General features: G+C 63.2%; 25 protein-coding genes and 2 pseudogenes. 7 read left to right on the forward strand and 20 right to left on the reverse strand.

The genetic code is table 11. The annotated features are described in order from the left end of the window. The first annotated feature begins 529 nt into the window (after positions 1-529). Positions 530-706 (forward strand): DUF3606 domain-containing protein, encoded by a 177-nt coding sequence (locus QTI24_RS29505; RefSeq protein ID WP_286605331.1) that lies wholly within the window; start codon positions 530-532, stop codon positions 704-706. Positions 707-1,243: 537 nt separating this feature from the next. Here the strand turns inward: QTI24_RS29505 and QTI24_RS29510 are convergent. Beyond that, a complete protein-coding gene (locus tag QTI24_RS29510; protein ID WP_286605333.1) occupies positions 1,244-1,468 on the reverse strand; it encodes a hypothetical protein in 225 nt (74 codons plus the stop codon). Positions 1,469-1,729: 261 nt separating this feature from the next. On the opposite strand from QTI24_RS29510, the pseudogene QTI24_RS31560 reads away from it, so the two are divergent. From QTI24_RS31560 to QTI24_RS29520, 3 genes and pseudogenes are all read left to right on the forward strand, one after another. Beyond that, positions 1,730-1,852 (forward strand): annotated as a pseudogene (locus tag QTI24_RS31560) (DNA polymerase ligase N-terminal domain-containing protein); the annotation flags it as partial. A gap of 114 nt (positions 1,853-1,966) precedes the next feature. Then, the gene (locus tag QTI24_RS29515; RefSeq protein WP_286605334.1) at positions 1,967-3,271 is read left to right on the forward strand and encodes a cation:proton antiporter domain-containing protein; all 1,305 of its coding nucleotides are present in this window, start codon (positions 1,967-1,969) and stop codon (positions 3,269-3,271) included. Between the two features lie 115 nt (positions 3,272-3,386). Next, complete coding sequence (locus QTI24_RS29520; RefSeq protein WP_286605335.1) at positions 3,387-3,668, forward strand: hypothetical protein; 282 nt, start codon at positions 3,387-3,389, stop codon at positions 3,666-3,668. A gap of 184 nt (positions 3,669-3,852) precedes the next feature. Here QTI24_RS29520 and QTI24_RS29525 read toward each other — a convergent pair whose 3' ends face one another. The 11 genes from QTI24_RS29525 to QTI24_RS29575 form a co-directional block, all read right to left on the reverse strand. Further along, positions 3,853-4,107 carry a hypothetical protein gene (locus QTI24_RS29525; RefSeq protein WP_286605336.1) on the reverse strand — a complete coding sequence of 85 codons (255 nt, stop codon included), beginning with the start codon at positions 4,105-4,107 and terminating at the stop codon, positions 3,853-3,855. A 71-nt stretch (positions 4,108-4,178) separates the two neighbouring features. Further along, positions 4,179-4,667 carry a hypothetical protein gene (locus tag QTI24_RS29530; protein WP_286605337.1) on the reverse strand — a complete coding sequence of 163 codons (489 nt, stop codon included), beginning with the start codon at positions 4,665-4,667 and terminating at the stop codon, positions 4,179-4,181. A 124-nt stretch (positions 4,668-4,791) separates the two neighbouring features. Beyond that, complete coding sequence (locus QTI24_RS29535; RefSeq protein ID WP_286605338.1) at positions 4,792-7,002, reverse strand: sulfatase-like hydrolase/transferase; 2,211 nt, start codon at positions 7,000-7,002, stop codon at positions 4,792-4,794. Positions 7,003-7,617: 615 nt separating this feature from the next. Continuing rightward, entirely contained in the window at positions 7,618-8,604 is a 987-nt protein-coding gene (locus QTI24_RS29540) for a hypothetical protein (RefSeq protein ID WP_286605339.1), read from the reverse strand. A 75-nt stretch (positions 8,605-8,679) separates the two neighbouring features. Further along, positions 8,680-9,033, reverse strand: a complete 354-nt coding sequence (locus QTI24_RS29545; protein ID WP_286605340.1) for a hypothetical protein — start codon at positions 9,031-9,033, stop codon at positions 8,680-8,682. A gap of 30 nt (positions 9,034-9,063) precedes the next feature. Further along, positions 9,064-9,618 (reverse strand): hypothetical protein, encoded by a 555-nt coding sequence (locus tag QTI24_RS29550; protein WP_286605341.1) that lies wholly within the window; start codon positions 9,616-9,618, stop codon positions 9,064-9,066. Beyond that, positions 9,590-10,063 (reverse strand): hypothetical protein, encoded by a 474-nt coding sequence (locus QTI24_RS29555; protein ID WP_286605343.1) that lies wholly within the window; start codon positions 10,061-10,063, stop codon positions 9,590-9,592. Before QTI24_RS29555 ends, QTI24_RS29550 begins: the two co-directional genes overlap by 29 nt. After that, positions 10,060-10,689, reverse strand: a complete 630-nt coding sequence (locus tag QTI24_RS29560) for a plasmid pRiA4b ORF-3 family protein (protein WP_286605345.1) — start codon at positions 10,687-10,689, stop codon at positions 10,060-10,062. Before QTI24_RS29560 ends, QTI24_RS29555 begins: the two co-directional genes overlap by 4 nt. Positions 10,690-10,698: 9 nt before the next feature. Beyond that, positions 10,699-10,938 carry a hypothetical protein gene (locus QTI24_RS29565; protein ID WP_286605347.1) on the reverse strand — a complete coding sequence of 80 codons (240 nt, stop codon included), beginning with the start codon at positions 10,936-10,938 and terminating at the stop codon, positions 10,699-10,701. Positions 10,939-11,173: 235 nt separating this feature from the next. Beyond that, positions 11,174-13,327 carry an amylo-alpha-1,6-glucosidase gene (locus QTI24_RS29570; protein WP_286605349.1) on the reverse strand — a complete coding sequence of 718 codons (2,154 nt, stop codon included), beginning with the start codon at positions 13,325-13,327 and terminating at the stop codon, positions 11,174-11,176. Between the two features lie 28 nt (positions 13,328-13,355). After that, positions 13,356-14,420 (reverse strand): glycosyltransferase family 4 protein, encoded by a 1,065-nt coding sequence (locus QTI24_RS29575; protein ID WP_286605351.1) that lies wholly within the window; start codon positions 14,418-14,420, stop codon positions 13,356-13,358. A gap of 403 nt (positions 14,421-14,823) precedes the next feature. Here QTI24_RS29575 and QTI24_RS29580 point away from each other — a divergent pair. Next, positions 14,824-15,218 (forward strand): annotated as a pseudogene (locus tag QTI24_RS29580) (transposase); the annotation flags it as partial. Positions 15,219-15,444: 226 nt separating this feature from the next. Here the strand turns inward: QTI24_RS29580 and QTI24_RS29585 are convergent. From QTI24_RS29585 to QTI24_RS29620, 8 genes are all read right to left on the reverse strand, one after another. After that, positions 15,445-17,028 carry an SCO family protein gene (locus QTI24_RS29585; protein WP_286605353.1) on the reverse strand — a complete coding sequence of 528 codons (1,584 nt, stop codon included), beginning with the start codon at positions 17,026-17,028 and terminating at the stop codon, positions 15,445-15,447. A 14-nt stretch (positions 17,029-17,042) separates the two neighbouring features. Further along, entirely contained in the window at positions 17,043-17,963 is a 921-nt protein-coding gene (locus QTI24_RS29590; RefSeq protein WP_286605355.1) for a HEAT repeat domain-containing protein, read from the reverse strand. Positions 17,964-17,990: 27 nt separating this feature from the next. After that, the gene (locus QTI24_RS29595) at positions 17,991-19,232 is read right to left on the reverse strand and encodes a tyrosinase family protein (protein WP_286605357.1); all 1,242 of its coding nucleotides are present in this window, start codon (positions 19,230-19,232) and stop codon (positions 17,991-17,993) included. Positions 19,233-19,453: 221 nt separating this feature from the next. Then, the gene (locus QTI24_RS29600) at positions 19,454-19,585 is read right to left on the reverse strand and encodes a hypothetical protein (RefSeq protein WP_286605359.1); all 132 of its coding nucleotides are present in this window, start codon (positions 19,583-19,585) and stop codon (positions 19,454-19,456) included. Between the two features lie 101 nt (positions 19,586-19,686). Beyond that, positions 19,687-20,076, reverse strand: a complete 390-nt coding sequence (locus tag QTI24_RS29605; RefSeq protein ID WP_286605360.1) for a hypothetical protein — start codon at positions 20,074-20,076, stop codon at positions 19,687-19,689. 162 nt (positions 20,077-20,238) lie between these two features. Then, a complete protein-coding gene (locus tag QTI24_RS29610; protein WP_286605361.1) occupies positions 20,239-20,475 on the reverse strand; it encodes a hypothetical protein in 237 nt (78 codons plus the stop codon). 3 nt (positions 20,476-20,478) lie between these two features. Beyond that, positions 20,479-20,745, reverse strand: coding sequence for a hypothetical protein (locus tag QTI24_RS29615; protein WP_286605362.1), 267 nt, complete (start codon positions 20,743-20,745; stop codon positions 20,479-20,481). Between the two features lie 35 nt (positions 20,746-20,780). Next, entirely contained in the window at positions 20,781-21,449 is a 669-nt protein-coding gene (locus QTI24_RS29620) for a site-specific integrase (protein ID WP_353506125.1), read from the reverse strand. A 315-nt stretch (positions 21,450-21,764) separates the two neighbouring features. On the opposite strand from QTI24_RS29620, the gene QTI24_RS29625 reads away from it, so the two are divergent. After that, positions 21,765-22,049 carry a ribbon-helix-helix protein, CopG family gene (locus tag QTI24_RS29625; protein WP_286605363.1) on the forward strand — a complete coding sequence of 95 codons (285 nt, stop codon included), beginning with the start codon at positions 21,765-21,767 and terminating at the stop codon, positions 22,047-22,049. 7 nt (positions 22,050-22,056) lie between these two features. Further along, a complete protein-coding gene (locus QTI24_RS29630) occupies positions 22,057-22,350 on the forward strand; it encodes a type II toxin-antitoxin system RelE/ParE family toxin (protein WP_286605364.1) in 294 nt (97 codons plus the stop codon). Positions 22,351-22,763: the final 413 nt, after the last annotated feature.

Below are 22,763 nucleotides of genomic sequence, written 5' to 3' on the forward strand. Positions count from 1 at the left end.
GCCGCTCGGGGGTGGGATTAGCGGTGGCTTTCATGAGGCGTCGTCCTCCATATTGCGGGAAGGCGTCAGGTCTTCCGCGACGCCAAACGCGGCGGATTCGTCCTTTTTAGTGCTGGCGACGGTTCTTTTTTGCCGGCATGTGCTCTGTCGGCGCCGGGCCGGATGCGGATTCGCCAGTGCCGGTCTTCGTTCCGCTGAGTTTCTCGCCAGCACCGATGTTGTCGACCCCTCCGCTGGTCGAGGGGCCGAGGCGTCAGAGTCACACCTGAGGTTGTCCCGAACGATGCGTTGTGATCACCTCGCGAAAGTTTGGTGCACATGCGCCGAGGGCGAGAGGGCGCTCGATGAACAGCATCGGGGGGTAGTCGTGGAGATCCATAAATAAGCACACATTCACGTTTCCTATCGGCTTTTGCTGTCAGAAAAAGGAGCATAAAAGGCGATGGTCACTCGGCAGCAATGGGTCGAACGTATCCAGTCTCTGGCGCGAGCAGAGCCGCGCCTTAAACCAACTGAACTGGAGACCGCCATGAAGGACGACCCGAAGAAGACCGGCCTGGACCGAAAACTTATCTCGCTCAACGAGCCGCATGAGGTTCGCAGCTGGACCGAGTCGCTCGGCGTCACCGAGAAGGAGTTGCAGTCGGCGGTGGCCCAGGTGGGCAATAGCGCGGAGAAGGTGCGAGAGTTCCTGAAGCGGAAATGAGCACCAAAGCGCCTGCAATGGGGCCGTGCGGCGCGAAGTACGATGCCGAAACCGCGCGCCTGATCGCATCAATGCGGATAGCGCTCAGGAAGCCGATGAGACGGGCACCAGCGAAGCGGGCAAAGGCACCGCGCGGGCAACGCGATGCGGACCGTACTGGTCGCGCGTGACGCCGTCCTTCTCTGCCCGACCATGAGACCGAGCACATTCGCCGGGCCTGCCAGGCCGCAGCCGGGTGACCATCCATGGAGACCGCGCCCGGTACCCCAGCCCCCGACCAAGTCGTCGCCCGACCCGCTGAACTGATTCCGCCGCCTACGCCTCTGGTGGCGTCGCGGCCTTTCCATCCGTCAAGCGCTCATTGCGCACATATGCGAGGTTGAGCGCTGTGAGCTTAGCCCTCCACTCGGCCAGACCGACAGGTTCGCCGCGGTCCGCGCGTTCCCTGAGTTCCCTCATACTCTCTTGAGCGATCAAATATTCCTCAGATGACTCGAGGATCTCTTTCCAATCAGCAGTCATGCCCATCCCGTTCTGCTAAGCCAGCTCGGCATAGGTAGCGGTCCAGAACCAGTGGCTGGAGCGCTCTCTCGGGCTCGTCATCAGTTCGTACCTGATCCGCACGCCGCCAAGGCCTGGCACCGCGATCTCGACAGAGGCGTACTTGTCCTGATCGGCGGCAGCGGGCGGTAACGTGCTACCGGCTCGGGCAATTTGAGCTTCATGGATCTGAGGGAGGATGCCGTTGTCTTCGTCGTCCATGCAGCCAGCACGCACCAGCCGTCGCGTCGCTGCTGTCGGACGAGCGCTCAAGCGCGCTCAAGCAAGGGCGAAAGGATGGCAACACCCCCATCGGGTCGCAAATCCAGGGTAAAGGTTCGCCAGAAAGTGCCGATATCCGCTCAGGTCATGTCGCCACAAACAGGAAAGGGAGGGAGCCTATGGGTCTTGTCATCACCACCAATACGCGCGCCCTCGTTGCAATCCTGCACGCCAGAAGGGCGGACAACGCCGTAAGGAACGATTCCGCCCAAGCAGTACGGCGCCGGAACGGTCATCGTATGGGACAGCGGTACGTGGGAGCCCGTCGGCGACCCTCGTGAAGGGATTCAGAAAGGCGAGCCGGTCTTCCGGTTGCATGGCCACAAGATGGAAGGCCTACCCGTGGCGGGGAGGCAGAGCAGCGCTCGGGGCGATGTCCCACAAAGAAGCGGTCGACCGGGCTGTTTCGTTGTGAAGAGCAAGGTTCACACTTCGCGCATGACGGCGGCGACGTGGCTTTTGCTGATTGGGGCGCTCCTGATCCTGATGGCGCTCACGGGAACGTTGCTCAAGGCGCTTCCCATCAGCGCCGCCGCACTTTACCTGGTCATCGGGTTCGCCATTGGGCCGGGCGGATTTGGAGTGCTAGATCTCGAGCTGAGGCAGAACGACAAACTTATCGAGCACATCAGCGAGGCCGCGGTGTTGGTCTCGTTGTTTGCCGTCGGTCTGCGGCTGCAGATCCGCACGCAGCTTTCCAGCTGGGTTCTTCCTGCGCTCCTGGCCAGCGTCGGTATGGTCATCACGGTGGTGTTGATGACCGCAGCGGGGGTTGCACTGCAATGGAGCTTGCCGGGCGCGTTACTGCTGGCGGCGATCCTCGCCCCTACAGATCCGGTGCTCGCTTCTGACGTCCAGGTGCGTCACGAGAACGACGCCGACGAACTGAGGTTCGGGCTGACCGCGGAAGGCGGCCTCAACGACGGGGCCGCGTTCCCCCTCGTCTTGCTCGCGCTCGGCCTGCTGCACACGGGCTTCTTGGACGCCTCGGGATGGAGATGGCTCGGTATCGACGTGGCCTGGGCAGTGATCGGAGCCTTGGCACTCGGTTGGACCAGTGGCGCGGTCTTCACGCGACTGACGCTGTTTTTGCAAACCCGCAAGCACCAGGCATTGGGAATGGAGAGTTTCCTAGCACTCGGCCTGATCGCCTTAACCTATGGCGTCGCGTTGCACGGCTTGGTGTACGGCTTCATCGCCGTCTTCGTTGCTGGGCTGAGCATGCGCAATGTCGAGCGGCAGGCCGTGGCTGAAGCGGAGGGCGCAAAGGGCGCGCGCTCCGGGCACGGCGCCGATTCTGTTGTGACCGCGCAGGCCGAGACGGCGAATGCGATGACGCGCGAAGTGCTCGGCTTTGCAAAGGAGATGGAGAAGTTCGTCGAGCTGGTCGCGATGCTCGTGATCGGATGTCTGCTGCGGCCGGAAATGTTCACCGTTCGAAACCTGATCCTCGCGGTGCTCTTGCTCGCCGTGGCCCGCCCGGTGGCCGTTTACCTGACTACCTGGGGCAGTCGATGGTCGCCGTCCCAGCGCCGCCTGGGTGCATGGTTTGGCATCCGCGGCGTCGGCTCCATTTACTACCTGGCGTATGCATCGGCCCATGGAGCGGCCGAATCTGACCTCGACGCGACGATAGGGGTGGTGTTGGTGACCGTGACGTTGTCGGTGCTGCTACACGGGGTGTCCGCGACGCCGCTGATGCGGCTGTACCGGGCGACGCGACAACGCGACGGGCATGGTTAGCCCGAGGCCGGAGGCTTCACGCCGATGCGCGGCCTCCGGCGCGACTTGATTGGCCGATCTGCGGTCGAGTTCGCTGGCTGGAAAATGACGCCTGGCGCGCCCTCGGAGTTTGGCCGTGCAGATCAAAGTCAGTATTGCCATTTGCCGCGGCACAGCCGAGTCGGACGCGTTGCCGCTGCTGATGCTGGAGGTCGATGCGCAGCCGAGCATCGAAACGCTGGGGCTGGGCTTGGCCGATGCCAAGGCAGTGCTCACGCAGCTGCAGGCCCAGATCGTCACGCGTCAGGTCGAGCTGATGTCGACGAGCCAGCGCCGATGCGATGGCTGCGGACTGAATCGCGCGATCAAGGACTACCACGACGTCCACTACCGCAGCCTGTTTGGCAGTGTGTCGTGAAAGTGCCGCGTTGGCAGCGATGCGAATGTCGTTGCGGCACTGCCCCAAACGAACGGTAGGCCCGGCGCTGGATCTCGGCGGAGTTGGAGTACGTCCAAAGCCGGCTGGCCGCCACGATACCCTATGCCAAGTCGTCGGAGTTTCGGAATCCCATTTTCCCAATTATCTCGGAAAAATCCATATGCTATTTTCTGGTCAACCGGATCGCCCCTCCACTTCCAAGCTGCCCTTCAAGCGTATTGGCGTCGATTTTTATCAGGGTGATCGTATGGTCTTCGCATCCAGGCACGACCTCCGATGCGAAAACCTTGACGGCGACAGCAATATCCATCCGCTCGACGATCTGAATTCGATATTTCCTCCCGAGGCATGGATTGTCTTTCTCGAAAATTCGTGTGAAGGTTTGCCACGACCCGCCGTCCGGGGATAGGGAGATCATCGCCTCCCATGGCAATGTGGGCCCGGTGGACCGCACTATTCCACCCCACTGCCCGGTCCAATCCGCATCCTTCAGTGTCGTTTCTGGCCCGGGCTTGATACGATCCGGCCTTGCCTCCCGTCGGGCGCCTTCTCAAGATCGGGGCGTGCCAGGTAGAGGGCGTTGTCGTAGCGGTGGACGAATCGACACCAGCGATCATCCAACGAATGCCACTTGATCACCAGGCAATAGGCGCCATCGCTTCGGATTCGCCAAGTGCCCGACCCCATGTAAGTCCATCGGTTCTCAAGATCATGGTTGGCAATGATGTGCCTTCCGTCTGGTCCATTGTTCCAGCTCAGCTTCCACCCAATCCTCGACGGCGACATGTACTCCGTGACCGAACCAGGAGCTATCAGCTCCCTCATTTCTGTCGCGGAAAGCCGCGGCGCCCCAGAGTCGAGCAGTTCCTTGGCCGTCACGTACGGCTGCGCCGCGCCGGCGTTGATCGTCGCAAGCAGCCACAGGGCCTGAAGCGGTAGCCCCCAGTACCCACGCGAAAGCCCGTGTTCCAGGAACATGGAAAACCCCAAAGTAGGCGCAGTGTATTTTTCCAGCCGCCCCTACGCAATCGAATCATCTCGACATCGCGAGGCGTGCGCCGACCAGGCAGTAATTCCATACACCATTAACCAAAAATGGTGGTCACTGGGCCTTCCACGAACGCGCCCGGCGGTACGTCTGGGTGGGTCTGCCATACATGCTGACTTCCCTATGCGCCTTCCACTCGAGCATCTCCTGCTGGGCAGCGGCGAACTCGTCGGCGCTGACACCCTTCAGGGCATGCGATTCCGAGGGATCATTGGCGAGATCGAAAACTTTCATGCGGTATCGATTGAAACTGTAGATGTATTTGCGCTGGCCTTGCCGCAGGGCAAGGTAGGTCCATTCGATGCTGCTGCTGAAGTAGAGCTTGCGGTTTGGCCCGACTGGCTGGAGCAAGGACACGCCGGGAAGGACAGCGCCTTCCAGACGGTATCCGAGCAGTTCCACGATGGTCGGCACGATGTCGATCTGCTGCCGTGGCCCCTCGATTTTGCGGTGCTGCGGCAAGAGACCCGGGGCATAGATGAACGCCGGGACATGCAGGCCTTCTTGATACAAGGCGTTGAACATCTGCTTGAGCCCGTGTTCTCCGAACATCTGACCATGGTCGCCCACAAACACGAAGATCGTGTCGTAGAGCACGCCCAAACGCTCATAGCCTCGCATGAGCGACGCCATGATGTGATCGATGTAGAGCAGGCAGTTGTAGTAAGCCTCGAGGGCGGGATTGGAAACTCCCTCGAACTTGACCTTCGTCCAGGATGCGGGAGTCTCGTAGGGGTGGTGACCGACGTTCGTCATGATCGCCGTCATGAATGGGCGCCCGGCTTCCTTCTGGATCGCGGTCCATGCGAGCACAGGCTCGATCAGCACTTCGTCGGCCGGGCCGGAGGAGTTGACCCGTTTCGCGTTGGGCGGTGTCACCTCTTCTTCGGCAAAGATCGATTCGAATCCCAGGGCGTCGAGCACCTCGGCATCGTTCAACAGACGCAGGTGGGTGGGCGTGAAGAAGCTCGTTGCATAGCCCGCATCTCGCAGCGCTCCTGGAAGTCCGCGCAGGCGCGGCGTCTTGGCGTTCTCGGCGGCCCAGATTGCTGTGCCTTCGTTGGTCAATGGGTATTGGCCGCCGAGCACGGCGACCCAGGCAGCAGCGGTGCGGGGAACGACGATGTTCATGTCCTCGATGACGAGGCTCTTTTCGGCAAGCTGATTGAGGAACGGCGTGGTGGGTAGCCGGGCAGTGTGAAGCGTCGTCGAGATGGCCCGAGCCGATTCCAAAATGACAACGACCACATTCTTGCGGCGGGTCTGGTCCGTCTCCACAAGCTTCATCTCGGCGCTGGACCAGCGCGCTCGCTTGTTTGTGTCGTACTCCTGCAGAACCTTGACCCGGATTTCATCAGATGGCGACGCAGCGACTGTCCTGACAAGCGCGATCAAGGTGCCTTCTGTATGTCGTTCCAGTTCCGAGAGTTCGACGACAGGTGCCGTGACGAAGACTCCCAAAGCGGTAGCCAATGTGGCGCCAAGGCCTGCGTAAGAGCGCCCGCTTCCCGCATGCAAAGGGATGCGCGCCAGCGCTCGCTTGCGCCATGCCCACCAAATGGCAAGAAGAATTCCTCCCGCAATCGCCGCAACTCTGAAAGGCGTGACTTCTGGTGCGACAAGGGAAGCCATGCTCTGGGCATTGAGTACGCTGAAGATCAGCACCCGTGAGTTGCTCGGCTGCCCTGTGGCCAACTCATACGCATAGACCAATCCGACCAGGCCGCATAGCAGGACAACCAAGACCTGCATGGCCCGCACCAGCCAAGCCTGGGCGCGTGCGGGCACCGCGGTCAGCACAAGCCCGAGTACCAGAGTCAGGATCGCGATCGACACCGCATCGTTCCACGCGCATGCGATCACCATCCAGAACTGCGCGCCAGCAGTTGTTGTCCAGTGAGTCAGGACTTGGAGAAAGATCTGCTCCGGCCTAACCAGCGCAACCGCAAGCGCGAGCACGGACATGATGGCCGCGGCAATCGGGACCGTCATCAAGCGATGCCTCGGAAATAGGAGCCTTTGCACCGCGTGAGCCAAGAGCAGGGCCATCACGAAACGGATGGCAGTGAATGCCCAGGCCCACCTCAGAAACGCGACAGGACCCGATTCGTCCAATGTGAGGCCAAGCCATGCGAACCCGGCCATCACCGTCGCTGCCTTGGCGAGCAACAGCCAGATCGCCAATGGCGCCAGCAGCAACCACGCGACCATCCACGGACTCTTGCCCGATTGCCGCTCTGCCAGGTCTGCACGGGCATGGCCCATGATTTCCGCTTCCGGAATTGTGACTTGATGATAGCTATCGAAATGCCGCGAAACAAGACGTCACAAACCTGGACAAGCGGCGCGGCGAGGCGAGGTCGGCTCTGTAAGGTAGCGAACACGAACGCCTCGAAGGGCTCGCCGATTGGCATCGGCAAGCCGCCGTTCTTGGCTCGACGCCTCTTTGGTAAGGGTCGGATAGCCGGTGATCCGCCTAGAGAGGGCTGCAGCACTCGTGGAACTGCACGCTCGCACGACGAGGCGTCCATGTCAGGGTTAACCCTATGTCGCATGCTAGACTTACCTGTCGAGCAACCCGAATTCAACGCCCTCCAGATGAAGTACAGCAAATTCCTTTCGATCGTCATTGCCGCCCTCGCGGGACTTGCGGGTGTCGCTTTTATCGGTGATCACGAAGGCGCCGACTCGAGTCCTCGCTAATAGCGTGCTGCAGTCCAGCGCGAAACGGGCCTTCGGGCCCGTCTTGTGTTCTTAGAACTTTCGTATCGTGGCAGCCGCAATTCCTGACCGGGGTGAGAGCGTTCGATTTGATGGGGTCACGCCGCCAACCACAGCGTTGAATCATTCGAAGGAAATCCTGGGTACCAGCGGGTGAAGTCATCGCGCAGTTGGCCGTCGATGACGCGAACCCGCACTTGCAGCAGCAGGTGCGCGCTGCGCTCTCAGCTGACTGGCCGTCGGCCGGCCATGGACGACGGCGTTGAGCTTGCCCACTCGTTGTCGCAGGTGGTACCAGTCCAGGATATGCCTCGCACGGGGCAGCGTCGACAGCTGCCACTGGCGAAGCTGGATGTCGCCGTCGGTGAACACCTCCATCGGCAAATCTTGCCCGCCAAAAGAAGCCAGTACACCTCGCACCCGCTCGTGCGAATGCTCGTCAACTGTTCGAACGAACGCCAGGCTGCGCTGACCGACGCCGGCGCGCATAGCCCGGCCGGCGACGACCTCGAACGATTTCTCCTCGTCGGGGTGGCATAGCCGCAAGTAGCCGCCGTCCAGGCCGATCGTGGTGACGTTCGATTTGCACTGCACGTCGGCCATTTCTGGCTGCGCCTCAAGGCCCTGAGCATCCAGTCGGCGACCCACACCCAGTGTGTGCTCTCGCACCGTGCTTGGTGCGTTGGCTCCGGCCGCCGGGAGCAGTAGTTCCAGCAACTGCGCCGCCTTGGCGTAGGGGATCATGGCGGCCAGTCGGCTTTGCACGTACTCCAGCTCCGCCGAAATCCAGCGCCGGGCGCGGTGACCGGCAATTTCAGCGCCGATAGAGCACGCACAGCGCTGCCACCTGGGCACCCGCACGGCAATCCTGCCGAACAGGCTGTTGTAGTGAATGTCGTGATAGTCCTTGATGGCGCGACTCTGGCCGCAGGATTCGCACCGGCGCTGGCTGGCCGACATCAGCTCCACCTGCCGAGTGACGATCTGGGCCTGCAACTGCGCGAGGGCCACTTTGCCGTTCAACAAGCTCAGGCCCAGCGTCTCGATACTCGGTTGTGAATCGAGCATTAGGGTCAGCAGCGTCTGCGGATCCGATTCGACCGCTCCGTCACAAACCGCCAAGCTGAGTTTGATCTGCATGGGCATGGGCCAACCTCCGAGCGAGCAAGGAAGTCAGATTCTCTGCCGCCGCTGGGGCAGCCTATGCCAGTGACATGAATGTCAGCGGCAGCTCACCCCACCAAATCGAACGCTCTCCGCGTAGCTCGTAGTTGAGGACCTGTATACGAACATGGAGCAGAAGATGCGCTCCGCGCGGCGTCCAGCGCATTGCTGCTTCTTCACGAACTGCTTGGAGATGACCTGGTTGACCGCGGACTCGACAAAGCCGGTGGAGATCCGTTCTCCGCATCGGTACCTCTCCCCGTAGTTGACGATGGCGTCGGCATTGTTGTCGACGTAGGTCGCGAATTCATTCACCGCCCGATCAAGTTTTTTGAGCACGACTGAACTCGGAAGTCCCGCCTTGCGCTGCTCCTCACGGGCATCGCCGATGTCCTCAAGCAGGTTGTACAAGACTCCTTCGGCGTGGAGCACGTTTCCATGCTACAAATACCATTTGACTCGCTCGATGTCCTTGAGAAGATTCTCCTTCTCTGAGCCCTGAAGACCTCGTGTTGTCTGCAAGAGCTGCTCGATGCGCATTGCGACATGAAACCAATCCAGAATGTGCTCGGATCGCGGGTGCACCAACGCGCCGAGCTCGCGCACCGTGTCGCCGCCGTCGCAAAGGAAGGTGATGTGCTGGCGAGGTAGGATGCCTTGCGACTCAAGCACTGAGCGCAGTCGACGCTTGGGCTTGCGGTCTACTCGATGAACGAAGGCGAAGACTTTGGCCGGACCTTCCTCGGGGATGCTCTTCCCGGCGATGACTTCGAAACAACCGTTGGCGCCAGGCAGGCGGTCGCGGCCTCGGACATAGCCTCCATCCAGCCCGACCGTGATCGGAGCGGCAGGCTCCGGCGAAGTTTCGATCTCGCACTGGGAGGCGCCGTCGTAGGCGAACTGCTCCGGGCCAAGCTGCGCCTCGAGTCGCTCGGCGGTGGCCAGAACATGCTGGCGAATGGTTTCCTCATGCAATCCATGATCGATCGGCAGCACCTCCCGCAGCAGCGCCCCTGACCGATGCAAAGGAAACCTGCGCCGCCCACTTGCACTCCAGGTACGCCAACTCCGGCGACGTGCGCACCTTCAGAAGTTCGCTCAGCGGGCAAACCGTAGCCTCTCGAGACTGTTCGCATTGACAGCGGTGCCAACGGGGGCTACGCAGCGCGATATCCCCGAAGGCGGTGCGAAAGCGCAGCGGGTGGTAGCCCTTCATCGCTCGAGGCCTCTGGCAATGCGGACAGGCCCTGCGCTGTGCCAGGTAGCTCTCAAGTTGCTGGCGCACAAACGTTTGCTGGATCTTGCCGAGGATGGATTTGGCGTCGCCGAGGGAGAGTCCGACGTCCTGCACCTGGTCACATCGACCGTCAATCGTGTGAAGCGGCACGGTGAAGGGGTGCGACGCGGCCCCCTCAATGCAAATCTGAAGGGTGACTTTCATAGGACCCGCCTTTCCTGAGATGGCGCAGCCAACGCGGCGAGCCTTCGGTTGACGGCGCGCCGATCGAAACAGTCGGGGTGGTAGTGGCGCAAGGTGGCCCATTCCTCGTCGTCCACCTCAACGTCGAGAAGATCCTCGAACTCTTGGCGGGACCTGCTCTCGCCGATCAGGGTGTACTCGAACCGAGTGGCCATGAACGCATGCGGACCACCGCAATCCTCTGGGGGTGCGGCGCGCCGGCCTGCGATGCATACCGGGTACACCAGCTTGGGATCCAGGGGCAAGGTCGCCTCGATGCGCAGGTCGTGCACCCACAGATCGCCGAAGTCGTATTCGTAGGTGAATCGCTCAAGGCGCCGCAGCTTCAATTGGCCGATCAGGACTTCATGTGCGTCGGTGTCGAAGAACAGGCCGCCCTCCTGATGGACACCGTACTCGCGACCGCGAATCTCGAAGCGATGAAGGTGCATGTCCTGCCAGTCGAACGCGACCTGCAGGATCTGGTGAAGCCGGGCGACGCTGGTATCGCCACGCACCAGAAGGCGCCGCCAGATCAGCGGGCTGATGCTACGCAGGACGGCGCGCAGCTGCAGGACCTCCTGCCCAGAAGATGCCCCGGCTTCCATCCGTGAAGCTTACTTTGCTGCACCGCACACCCCCAGGAAATGGATGGTCTCCTGTGCATGCTGGCGCTTCCATTCGACACCACAAACGCCCGACTGACGAATATGAGTCATCATGCCGCCTTCTCCGAAATCCTCATCCGTCCCACCGACGCCGCCGCAAGTGGAACCGCGCCGGTCGTGGTCGACATGATCAGTTGCTGGGATTTCCCCGTCGCCAACAAATTGCTGATCGCCGCGCTTCAATTTCATTCCACGTGCTGGTTTCAGGCGACGTCGTGGCCTTTGGTCGATTCCTCTGACGCGAGCCGTGCGCGCCCATTGAGGCCAGCAGCCGCATGGAACGACTACGCGGCGCGACTCACTTGACGGTGCAAGAGCCTGCATCGCAGACAGTGGCGCAGCAAGCTGAAGGCGGCCACTTGCGAATTCACATTGCGCCTGCTCCTAGACGACGAAGGCGATGGCCACACGGCGCGTCGTCACGTCAATAACGCAGATCAAAACGCGTGGGTTTGGTGCCGGGCCGTTGGTCCGCGATGACGACCACGCGTCCGCCCACGCGCCGGAACACGATGTTCAGGCGACTCCCACCGACCTCCAAGTCGGCGATCTGCATGGTCTCGATGCCTTGCGGCAATTGAGGCTGATCAACTTCCAGAATGTCATCGAGGCCGTCGATCCGGATCCCCAGACAGGACTGCAGAAGCATAAAGACGGATCCGGCTGCCCACGCCTGCGGCAGGCACGCCACCGGATATGCGACGGGCGCCTCCCCCGAAGCCCGGTCGAAGCCGCAATACAGCTCGGGCAGGCGTAGGCCGAAGTACGTGGCAGCCTCGAACATGTCGCCGAGCAGATGAACCACCCCTTCGCGCTCGCCATAGCGCGCCATGCCGGCGGCGCACAGCGCCACATCGTGCGGCCAGACCGAGCCGTTGTGGTACGACATGGGGTTGAAGCGCGCCATGTTGGCGGCCAAGGTTCGCACGCCCCAGCCGGTGTCGAACGCGCCGGACAGGAGCTGTCGCGCAACAACGCGCCCGCGTTCCAGGGAGGGCAGACCCGTGAAGAGCAGATGGCCGGCGTTGGATGCGCGCACGCGGCAGGGATCGCCTTGCCCATCGAGAGCGAGCGCGTAGAACTGCAATTCATCGCGCCAAAAATTGCTTTCGACCCGCGCGGCAAGGTCCGTGGACGCCTCGCGCCATCGCGCGCCGCTGGCTACGTCCCCGCGCGCGCTTGCCAGACCGGCCATGCCCCGAAGCGCCGCGAAGGCATAGCCCTGGACTTCCACCAGCGCGATGGGGCCGATGGGCGAAGTGCCGTCCGCGTGAAACACCGAATCGTGGCTGTCCTTCCAGCCCTGATTGGCGAGGCCGGTCGCTTCGCCGCGCGCGTAGCTCACGAACCCGCCATGGCGCTTGGCGTTGTCCTGGATCCATGCGGTGGCCGCCACCAGTGCACTCCAGATGCCGTCGATGAAGCCGAGGTCGCCGGTTCTCCGTGCATAGTCCGCAGCCAGCATCACGAACAGCGGCGTCGTGTCGACCCCGCCGTAGTACTTGCTGAAGGGCAGTTCGTTGACGGCGGCCATTTCGCCCTTGCGCGTCTCGTGCATGATCTTTCCGGGTTCCGCGTCGCGGAAGGCCGAGGTCTCCTGGGATTGATGAGCGGCCAGGAAGGCGAGCACACCGCGCGCGAGCGCCGGGTCGACCCACAGCGTCTGCATGGCGGTGATGACTGCATCGCGACCGAAGGGCGTCGAGAACCAGGGGATGCCGGCGTAGGGGTAGGGGCCTGTCGGCAGGTCGGAGGTCAGTAGCGCGAGGTCGGCCTCGGATTTATCGATCCAAGCCTGGAAGAGCCGGCTCGAGGCATGCAGTCGCGCCGACCGGCGACGACGCACGCGCAGACCCCTGCGCGCATGGGCGGCCGCGGCGCGATACCGCAGCCGCGAAGGCAGCACGAGGCCGGAACCGACCTCCACATAAAGCACCCAGTGTTCTCGCCCGGCGAGGACGACGTCGAAGGCCGCACCGCGCGCGTCCATGCGGCGCGGGGGCTCCGAGAATGCGATCGTCATGTCGCGCCAGACGGCATCCAGTCCGTGGTAGCGCAGTTCGACGCAATGATCGCCGACCTGTCCCGCGACATACTCGCCGCGCTTGCTGCGAACCTGCCCGCGGACCTCGAACATATCCCGGAAGTCCGCCGCATAGAGCAGTTGCAGCGGGACGCGCGCGGGCATGTCGCTGTAGTTGACGAGCGAGATGCGTTCGTGGACCCGGTCTCCCCACAGGAATCTTCTGCGCTCCAGGTGGATCACCCCTTCGGGCATCGAAGTCTCGCCCAACGGCGGCAGAGGGTGGTTGGTCAGGTTCGCGGTGAAGAAGGCGTTGTCCTGGCTCACCGCGCTAGAGAGCAAGGTCGGCGGCCGGCCGTCCATCAGCAGCCTGAAGCTGGATAGCAGGCGAGTGTCGTTGTGGAACAGACCGTCGCCTTCACCCGTGACGTCCCCCATGGCATCGGCCACGAGAAAGGTATCGCCTTCCTTCAGTACGTAGAGGCGTTGCCCGGTTCGCGCTGGCGGACTCGGCCACGCGTCGTCCGTGCCGCCGGTGGTGTCCGCCTGGCTCATGACCGGCTCCGGGAACTGAATTTGCCTTTCATGCCGCTTCGCCCTCCAACAATGCGGTACGGCTGTCGCGCACCAGTTGCCAATACAGCTGTACGTACCGGTTGGCCATGGCCCGCGCGGTGAAGCGTTCCTCGAACGCCGCGCGCACGCGCGAGCGACGCAGGCCGCGCACCGCGTGCACCGCATCGACTGCCTGGGCCATGTCGTCGACGATGAGTCCGGTAACGCCGGGGTCCACCACTTCGGGCACCGAGCCGCATCGCCAGGCGATCACTGGCGTGCCGCAGGCCATGGCTTCGATCATGACGAGGCCGAATGGTTCGGGCCAGTCGATCGGAAAGAGGAGGGCGCGCGCATGGCCCAGGAACTCGCTCTTGTCCTCGTCGCCGATCTCGCCGATGTACTCGACGAGCGGGTGAGTCAGCAGGGGCCGGACCTTTCGTTCGAAGTAGTCGCGGTCCACGTCGTCCACCTTGGCCGCCATGCGCAGCGGCACGCCCGCGAGGCGCGCGATCTCGATGGCACGATCGGGTCGTTTTTCCGGCGAAATGCGGCCAAGGAAGGCCAGGTAGTCGCCGCGCGGCGAGCCGTTGAAGCGATAGCTGGCTGCGTCGACACCGTGATGAACGGTCGCATACCAGCTCGCGTCCGGGAGCGACCTGCGCTGGTCATCCGAGATGGAGACGAGCGGATAGTTGGGCCATCGCCGGTACGTATCCGACAGGTCGTCAATGTCGAGGCGACCGTGCAGCGTGGTCAGCGTGCGTGCGGCCATGTCCTCGAACACCGGGAAGTGCAGCATGTCGATGTGGAAATGCAGCACATCGAATTCGTCCGCGCGGCGACGCACCTCGTGCAGCATCGACAGGTGACTGGCCAGATCCGATTTCAAGGCTGCCGGGTCGAGGCGCAGCGCCTGCTTGCGAGTGGCCACCAATGCAGCGCGAGTGCGCGCATCTCCCGACGCGAAAAGTGTGACCTCGTGCCCTTCGTCCACCAGCGCGTCAGTCAGGTGCGCCACCACGCGTTCCGTGCCGCCGTAGAGGCGCGGCGGAACCGCCTCGTAGAGCGGGGCGACCTGTGCGATTTTCATGTTGTCCGCCGTTTCCTAGACGTCAGCGTGACTCTAGGCCGCGCGATGGGCCGAGAGATCGGAAAGCGGCGACGGGGGATGTCGTCCGAAATCGTACAACAGCTGATTCACCCGCGTGAGTTGCGAAGGGTACTGACGCGGTGCGACGGATGGGTGGAGCTTTCGACCAAAGGTGACGATCGAGGCCTACAGGACGTGCCCGCCGTGGAACGCAAGCAGCCCAGAGCTAAAGAGTGAAAACCGGAGGCCGGGCAGCGACGCCGCCAGGCATTCTTCCAGGCTCACAGTCCCGGTTTCGCGCCGGCCAGGAAGCCTAGGGAGACGCTGATTTATTCAGAGTCGCGTCCACGCAGCCGGCGAGCGATGCGTTGTTGATCAAACGCCCGAGGGGACCAGTACGACGATGAGCCAACGCAGTTTTGCCAGCGCCGAGTTCGCGATGAAGAAGAAGCGCACGCGGCGCGAGAAGTTTCTCACCGAGATGGAGCGCATCGTGCCCTGGGCACGTTTGATAGCGGTGATCGAACCGCTGTACCCCAAGAGCGGGCGCGTGGGTCGGCAACCGATCGGCTTGCCGAAGATACGGCGCATGTACTGTCTTCAGTTGTGGTACGGCTTGGCCGACGAGGCGCTCGAAGACGCGCTGTACGACAGCCAGGCGCTGCGCGACTTCGTGGGCATCGACCTGTCCGCGAGTCGGTGCCCGACGCGACGACATTGCTGAAGTTTCGGCGCCTGCTGCAGGACAACGACCTCACGCGCGCACTGTTCGAGGAAATCAATGCGCACCTCGCAGAGTAAGGGTTGCTGATGCGCGCAGGCACGATCGTGGATGCGACCATCATCGCTGCGCCCCGATGCGACTCATAGATCAGCGTTTCCTTAAAGCGTTCAAGCGCGAGATCAAGCTCAAGGCGATCTATCATTTTGAGAAGCCAGTCGAGACTCCACCCGTGCCGGCCGTTGCTCCGCCTGCCTGATGCCTTTTCGTGTCGCTGCGCCAGCGTCGACAGCTGGCGCCAAGCTAGACAGCCTGCGCGACACGCTGCGATGTCGTCCACACGCTGATCAGCGCACCTGCGGCGTGCAGCACGACGCCGCCCCAGAGGCCCCAATCGCTCTGCAGCGCCGCACCCCAGCCAAACAGCATGGCGCTGCCCAGCGCAGCCAATGCCACGCCGAGCCAGCGCCGCTCCCGCCGGGCCAGCCAGACCAGTACTGCAAGGTTGATCATGGAAGCCAGTGCGATCAATGGCCAAGTCCAGTACAAGCCTGGCACCTGCGGCAGCGCAACCAGGCTGCCCATGCTGAGATAGGTCAGGCCACAGATGGGACACTTCGGAAAAAGCGCGATGGCCATTGCAAGAAGGGTCGACGTCCAACCGGGGATGCCGCGCACGGCCGGAGCAGCTCGCTGTCGCGCGAAGGGCGTCGATGACGAAGCGGGCACCGCCGGCGCCGGGATCACCTTCTCCTGAGAGGCAGAAAGCAACTGCTGCACGTCTTCCAGCAGCTCTTCTTCGCGCCATTGCAACCGGCGATGGACTGCGGCCACGTGCCCGGCCAGGTCCAGCACGAACACCTCGATGCGATGCCTGTTGACCACGTGGCCCACGAAACTGACGCCCAGGCCCAGTGCCCGGCTCAGGCGCTCGTGCCCCTCGATGACGCGCAAGACGCGGTGGCCCGCCGCGAATTGCATGCCGCGGCTCGCCGCGTAGCCGCGCAGGCGTTGCGGCGAATCGAAGGTCGGGTCGTAGGTGATGGCAGCGATGCGCACCTGCTCGAAGCATCCGGCTTGCCGCAGCAGGTCTTGCATTCGGGCGAGCTTGCTGATCGTCAGCGAGCATTTGCGCGCGTTGTCGCAGCGCGTGTAGAAGAACGCCAGCACCGTCGGCGCGCCGACGAACAGCTCGTCCCAATCCAGGCGCTGCGCATCCTGGTCTTCCAGGACCACATCGCTCATCCTGGTGTTGATGCAACTCGCGAGCGCATCGCGGCTGCTGTGCCATTGCGGCCCACTGCCGTCGTGGCCATGCGCCATGGGCAGCGCCTGCACGGCGTGCGTCAGTGCGGCGCGCTGTTCGGGCGCCAACCCGGGCTGCTGCAGAAGCGTCTGCAATGCGGCGCGTTCGCCGGCCGCGGCGGGACCCAGCCATTGCAAGGCGCGCATCACCTCGTCAAAGGCCGGCGCCGCATCTCCTTCCGACGCCGTACCGCCGTAGCGCGAGAGATCGACGGCGTCGTCGGACTGAGACAGCGTGGTCAAGGCCGACGTCACGAAAGGCGCGAGCGATGGGTGCGGCGACGCGACGTGCTGCAGGACGCGCGCGGCGGCAGCTAGGAGATAGGGGCTGTGGCCGCTTTGAAGTTCCTCGGCTGCGAACGGAACCGATGCCGGCCACGGCCTCGGTCCACGCATCAGGGCCAACAAGGCGTGCCCGCGCATCCTCACCACTGCCGCAGCACCACGCTGCCCGTAGGCCGGATGGCTTTCTTCGAGCAAACCGAGCAGTTCGGCAGGCGCAGCCGGGCTCTGCGAGGCGAAGTCCACGGCGGCGCGGAAGCGCGCCTCCGTCCATGCGTCGGTTTCCAGCGGCTCGGCCATGGTGGACCCAGCGATCAGCCGCCGACACGCTTGCTGTACTGCGCCGCGACGCGGGCCAGGGTATCGGGCGTGTCTTCGCCCTTGCGCTGCAGACCATCGACGTAGTCCTGCAAGGCCTTATCGCCCGAGAGGGTCTTTGCATCGCCGAAATGCGCCAGTGCGTTCAGACCCAGTGAGCGCAGGGCGTCGCTCTCGCTCTCGTCAAGCGCGATATCGCGCGCGCACTGCTGCAGGCGTTCCGGCGCCAACTGGTGTAGCGCGGCTGCTGCAATCTGGCGGACCTCCATCGGCTCGGCCCGGCTGCGCAGAACATTCTCGAACATGGGCGCCGAGCCACCGTCGGCTGCGAGAACGCGCAAGGCCTCACGGCGCGCCAGCGCATTGGAAGGATCCTCGGCGATCTGGCGCGCCACCTCGAAGGCTCCGGCATGCACGTCGTAGCTCAGGAGTTGCAGGGCCTTCTCGGCCGGCACCATCGCCTTGTCCGGGTCCTGCAAGCCTTCGAGGAGCATGGCCTGCGTGTCACCGTCGTTTTCACGCGCCAGGATGCCCAGCACGCGTTGACGCAGTTCGAAATCGGGGTCGCTGCGCAAGGTGCGCAACGCCGAAAGATATTCCGGCCGGTAAGGGGCAAAGACGCTTCCGCCAAAAGTCGCCGATTGCAGTGCCGACAACGCTGCGTAGCGTACCCCGAGCGGCGTCGCGGCATCGCGCACCAGACCCAGCACAGAGCGGAAGCTGGCCTTGCTGCCGCAGACTTCGCTCCATCCCAGGCGCATGGCCGCGGCCGCGCGTGCCTTGGGTTTCGCATCCGCGTCCAGGGCCAGCGCCAGGCCCTTCGAGGCGGCAGGGGCGTGCTTGGCGACCTTCTTGGCAGCGGACTTGGCGGGTGTTTTCGCCGCGGTCTTTCTCGGCGGGTTCTTGCGTGCAGGCATGGTCAATGGCTCCGAAGCGTCGACGGTTCACGAAACATCATCGTAGGCAAAGCCCAGCACCGACGCGGGTGCCACACTGCCTTGGTAGTCGAGCATGTCACGAACTCGCGGCTGCGGCCCTGGCCTGCTTACCGTCGGCGATCCCGACAGCGCGCCCCCTGGCGCATTGACCGGCCGCGGCGGCGTGATCACGCCGTTCCAGGGCCACATGGTGTCGTTGAGGTTGTGGCCTACGCGCAGGCTGGTGGGAGTGGCTCCGCTGGCATACGAAGCGGGCGTCGCAGGATCAAACCGCTTGTTCTTGCGTTGCCATCTGGCCCACAGGCGATCCACGTTGCAATGCAGGAGGAAGAACAAGGGATCTCTCGCCGCAGTGGGGACGCTCGTGATCGGGCCACTGAAGGACGAGACGTGCGCGGTGCCATGCGGGTTGCCTTCCATTGCAGTGAAAGCCGCGAAGTTCGTCCCCAGCGCCAAGGTGTCGGCCTCGCTGAACACGCCGCGAGCGGCCATGGTCGCCGGGTCGAATCCCGGCTGTGCGCGCCGGATCACTCCGAGCACGCCGTCGGTGGTCCAGAAGGTGAGCGGATTGGCGGGGTGGAACTCGGCATTGCCGAGCGCATCCGTCTCTCCGAGAAACTCGCGCGTGAACAAACTGGCCGCCGGACGATCGAAGCGCCAGTAGGGCAACGCGACCGAGGGATCGATGGCTTGCAGTTCGCGCTCCAGGTCCAGTAGGTAGGCCCGGTGCCAAGGCAGGAAGCCGGCAGCGCCATGCGCTTCGTTCGTCGACGCAAGGACATGCATGTTGCGGAAGTCGGCAAAGCGCCCGGTGCCGCGGTCATTGAGTTGTGCCAGCGCGGCGACAAAGCGGTCACGTTCCGCAGCGGAGAGCCGCGTGGCGTTCTTGCGCACGCGAACCATCACCGGCAGCTTGCCGATCACATTGCCTTTGAATCGAGCGACGACACGAACGTCACCATCGGCCACGCTAGGGCGCCCGAAACGGCCGTACACCCTCACCGTCACCGAGCTGCCATTGCGCGGCAGCGCGACCTTGAGTGTCGGCGTCGGCTTGGGAGCGGTGGGACTTGCTGCGCTGAACAGCAGGTCGCCCCCTGCGGGATCTCGTTCGGACGCCAAGGTCACGGTCAGCGGCGGCCCGAGTGTTGGCACGTCGGCCAGGCGCAGGCGCAATGGCGAGGCCGCCCATGTCAGATAGCGTGCCTGCCTGCCACTGCTGTTATTGATGGTGATGTCTACTTGCATCGCGCAGACTCCTCCAATGACGTCAACCGCTAACCGTACCTCGACGTCGGGAAAACGACAACCATCAAACTGTGTAGGCGTATCCGGTGAGGGTCGGGCGGCGGCGAACTGCCTGGCCAAAACGTCCTACCTCTGAACATTTGTTGCACCGCACACCTCCAGGAAATGGATGCACTCCAGTAGTCAGTGAACAGCCCAGTAGCGCAGGCCGCCGCCGTTGCTCACGGGCTGGCTTCCCATCTTTGGTCGGAGTTGTACTGGAACGGCACGCTGATGAGGGCGGCGACCGGGTTCGACAGCTTCTTGGCCAGTTCCTCGTCACTCTGCGCATGGCTATCTGGCAGAGCGCCCATGCCAGTATCGCGAGGCCGACCCGACCTCCGCGCAACGACTTGCGACGCATCATGGGCGGAATTCATTCCAAAGTCGCGCACTGTAGTTGGGTGTCAGGGCCTCAGCGTGCGGAGTTCTGCTTGCAGTCTTCGGCCGTGCCCTTGCAGTCATCCCGCCGTGATGGCGCGGCGGGCGCCGGGCGAGTATTGCCGGCACTCGGCGCCGCATCCGCCGGAGGCTTTTCCACCATGCCGGGATCCTTGTTAGGGGGCGGAGGCTTCGCGAGCTGCGGATCCACCGTGGCCGGCGGTTTCACGACCATTTCACGATCGGTGCCTGGGCGCGTTTCAGAACCTGACGGCCCGGGCTGCCTGTCCGTCGGTTGCGCGGCGGCCGAAACGATCGACAGCGCCGCGGCACCGAGGACCAGCACCGGCCTCACCAATGACAGTCGAGCAAACATCATCTGCTCCTTGGAACTTGATGTGTCCCACGCACCGAACTGTTTCATAGCGAGGACGCAGGCCGATGTAGGCGTCCCGCGCGGATACCCGACGGCCGCCGGCGCGGCACCCGAATCGGGCGCCCGTCCGCTTGTCGGTCATCACGCACTATCGACCATGCGGTCCGAATCCCCAGGGATGGCACGTTCGACGTTGTCGCTGAGGCGTTGTCACGCATCGCGCGTCGCGTGCTTCGCGCGCTCCCATTCCAATGACGACCGGCCGCGAGCCGTGCCCCAGTCACGACCTAGTTCCGCTTCAACATCGTCGAACTTCGGGTCCGGGTAGCAACTGAGACGCTCACAGGCAAGCGCCCACGTCAACTGGGTATCCATGAGCCATACGTCGCGGCCCAAATCGACCAAGAACGCGTCGTCGCACAGCAGGGTTTGATAGTCGGTGTCCACCTCTCAGGCGTCTCCGCGTTCGTCGCCAGTTCGCTCTTTGGCCCATGTCATCGCAAGCTCCTTCGCGCGTCCAAGCGCCTGCCGCGCTGAGTCAAACCGCTCAGTGTCGAGAACGAGGGTCCGAATGTCGTCGCTCGGGGGCGCCTTGTAGCGAACGGTCGCCTGAAACTTGCCGGAGGGCAGTTGCTCGCCGCCGCACAAGAAATGCCACCCCTCGAACTCGAGGGTCTCCATCTCGTCCATCTTTGCCTTTCGATCCCATTGCTTCATGGGTGAACCTTCGCGAAAACCAGCCGAGGGGACCGCTAGATGTCCTCCGGGCTCGGCGGCTTTCCGGAGTCCATCATGCGCGCCAACGCGCTCGTCTGCGCCGCACCAGCCTGAAAGTACCCCGCCACGGTGTCCGTGCTGCGATGCCCCGTCATGGCCATGGTTTCCTGCAAGGGCATGTTCTGCCGCCCGGCTTCGGTCACGAAACCCGAGCGCAACGAGTGCGCCGAGAAATCATCCCCCACGCCGGCCAGCGCACACCGCTCCTTCACGATGTCCCGCACCGCCGTCCCCGAGAGTCCATCGGTGCCCAGTCTCCCGTTCTTGAGGATCCGCCGGAAGAGGGGGCCCGAGGTGATCCCGCTCGCCTTGAGCCAGGCATCGAGCGCTTCAGCGGCCGACCCGACCACCGGTTTCACGTCTTCCGGCCGCACCTTCCCGTTGTGGTTGGTCTTGGAACTAGCCAGCGTGTACAGAAAATTCCCGCCATCGACGCGCCGCAGGTTTTCATGAACCGCCTCTGACACTTCCGAGCGCCGGCGCCCACCCGAGGCCCACGCAAAGAGCAGCAGGGCGCGGTCGCGTTTTCCTTTCAACGAGTCGTCGCAAGTTTCCAAGACCGCCTCCAGCGGCTCCTTGGTCAGCGCACGCTGCTTGTGGGGCAGGGCGTTGCGCTTGGCGTCCCAGACCTGAGCCTCCTGGATGCACGGCCACCATTTCGAACTAGTTGGTCTCGCGCCGGAAAGAACTCACCTGTTCCTTGTTTGAGCGCAACCGTTGCGGGCGGCAAAGCGGCCATTTGCAAAGAAGACTGACGCGGGCATTTCTGACGCTGCTGCTTCGTTGCAGAGCGCACCTGTTCAAGTTGAACCGGATCGTCACGTCTCTCGCGGTCACGTCGGAGAATCCGACTAAAGGATCGCCGCGCGCCTGCGGACACAAGAAGATCGGCGTCCATGGAACAGTGTGGCACAAATGTGCTACATTAGAGTCGCTCAGAAGATCCAAGAAGGCTGCCCATGTCCACGACCACGATCCGAATGGAAGATGCCCTGAAAGCCCGCATCGCGGCGGCTGCCGAGAGGGCCGGAAAGTCTTCACATGCCTTCATTCTGGATGCACTATCCGAAACGGTGGAGCGCATGGAGACGGACGACGAGTTGCATCGGATTGCCGACGAGCGGTGGGTTGCTTTAAAGCGGACTGGCAAATCGGTGGCCTGGACGGATGCGAAGGAATACTTGCAGGCCCGCGCTACCGGAAAGAAAGTGCGGCGGCCGCTAGCGCGACAGCCAGCGCGTTGATCGAGTCATGGCTCGAATCGAGCTTGCTCCCGAAGTTGTTGACGACCTTGATCGCTTCTTGGATCACATGACGCAGTTCGATGCGGTGGACATCGCGAAGCGGATCGAGGAAATCATCGAGGCCATCCAGATTCTCGCGCATAGTCCTCAGATCGGCAGACCGGTGAAAGACGGCAAACGGGAATTGGTCATCGGCAAGGGTGCTCGAGGCTATGTCGCCTTGTATCGCTACTTGGCCGAGGTCGAGACTGTTTTCATATTGGCAATCCGCGCGCAGCGAGAGTCTGGTTTCAAGCATTGATCTTCGTGTGGGGGCGCATGACTTGGACGGGACGTCGCGAGATGATGGAGATCTGGGCGTCGCGCCGCAACCGACACCAAACGAGAAGAATTGCCGAGGCCATTCGGGCGAACAGCAACGGTCGACACGCGGAAACGGCGCGATAACGCGCCCCTACCGACCCCAATGCTTCGGCCGATTTGCCAATGGCGAGTAGGCCGGGTGTATGGCGCGGATGGGCGGGCGCCTGCGCACGGCAGACCAAGGCGAATGGCTCTTTCTGTTTAGCGAACTGACGTTCGGGGCCCAATGCCCAGCCAGCGGTTGATGTCCCAGCAAGTGGTGTAAGTCTTCCTTCACTCGCTGCGCGGCAAGGCGCGTAGGGCGTAGCCCGAAGCGGCTTGCCGCGCAGCGACCGCTCTCTTCGGGGGGGG

Origin of the sequence: Variovorax sp. J22P240 (genome assembly GCF_030316855.1) — a bacterium.
Taxonomy (GTDB): domain Bacteria; phylum Pseudomonadota; class Gammaproteobacteria; order Burkholderiales; family Burkholderiaceae_C; genus Variovorax.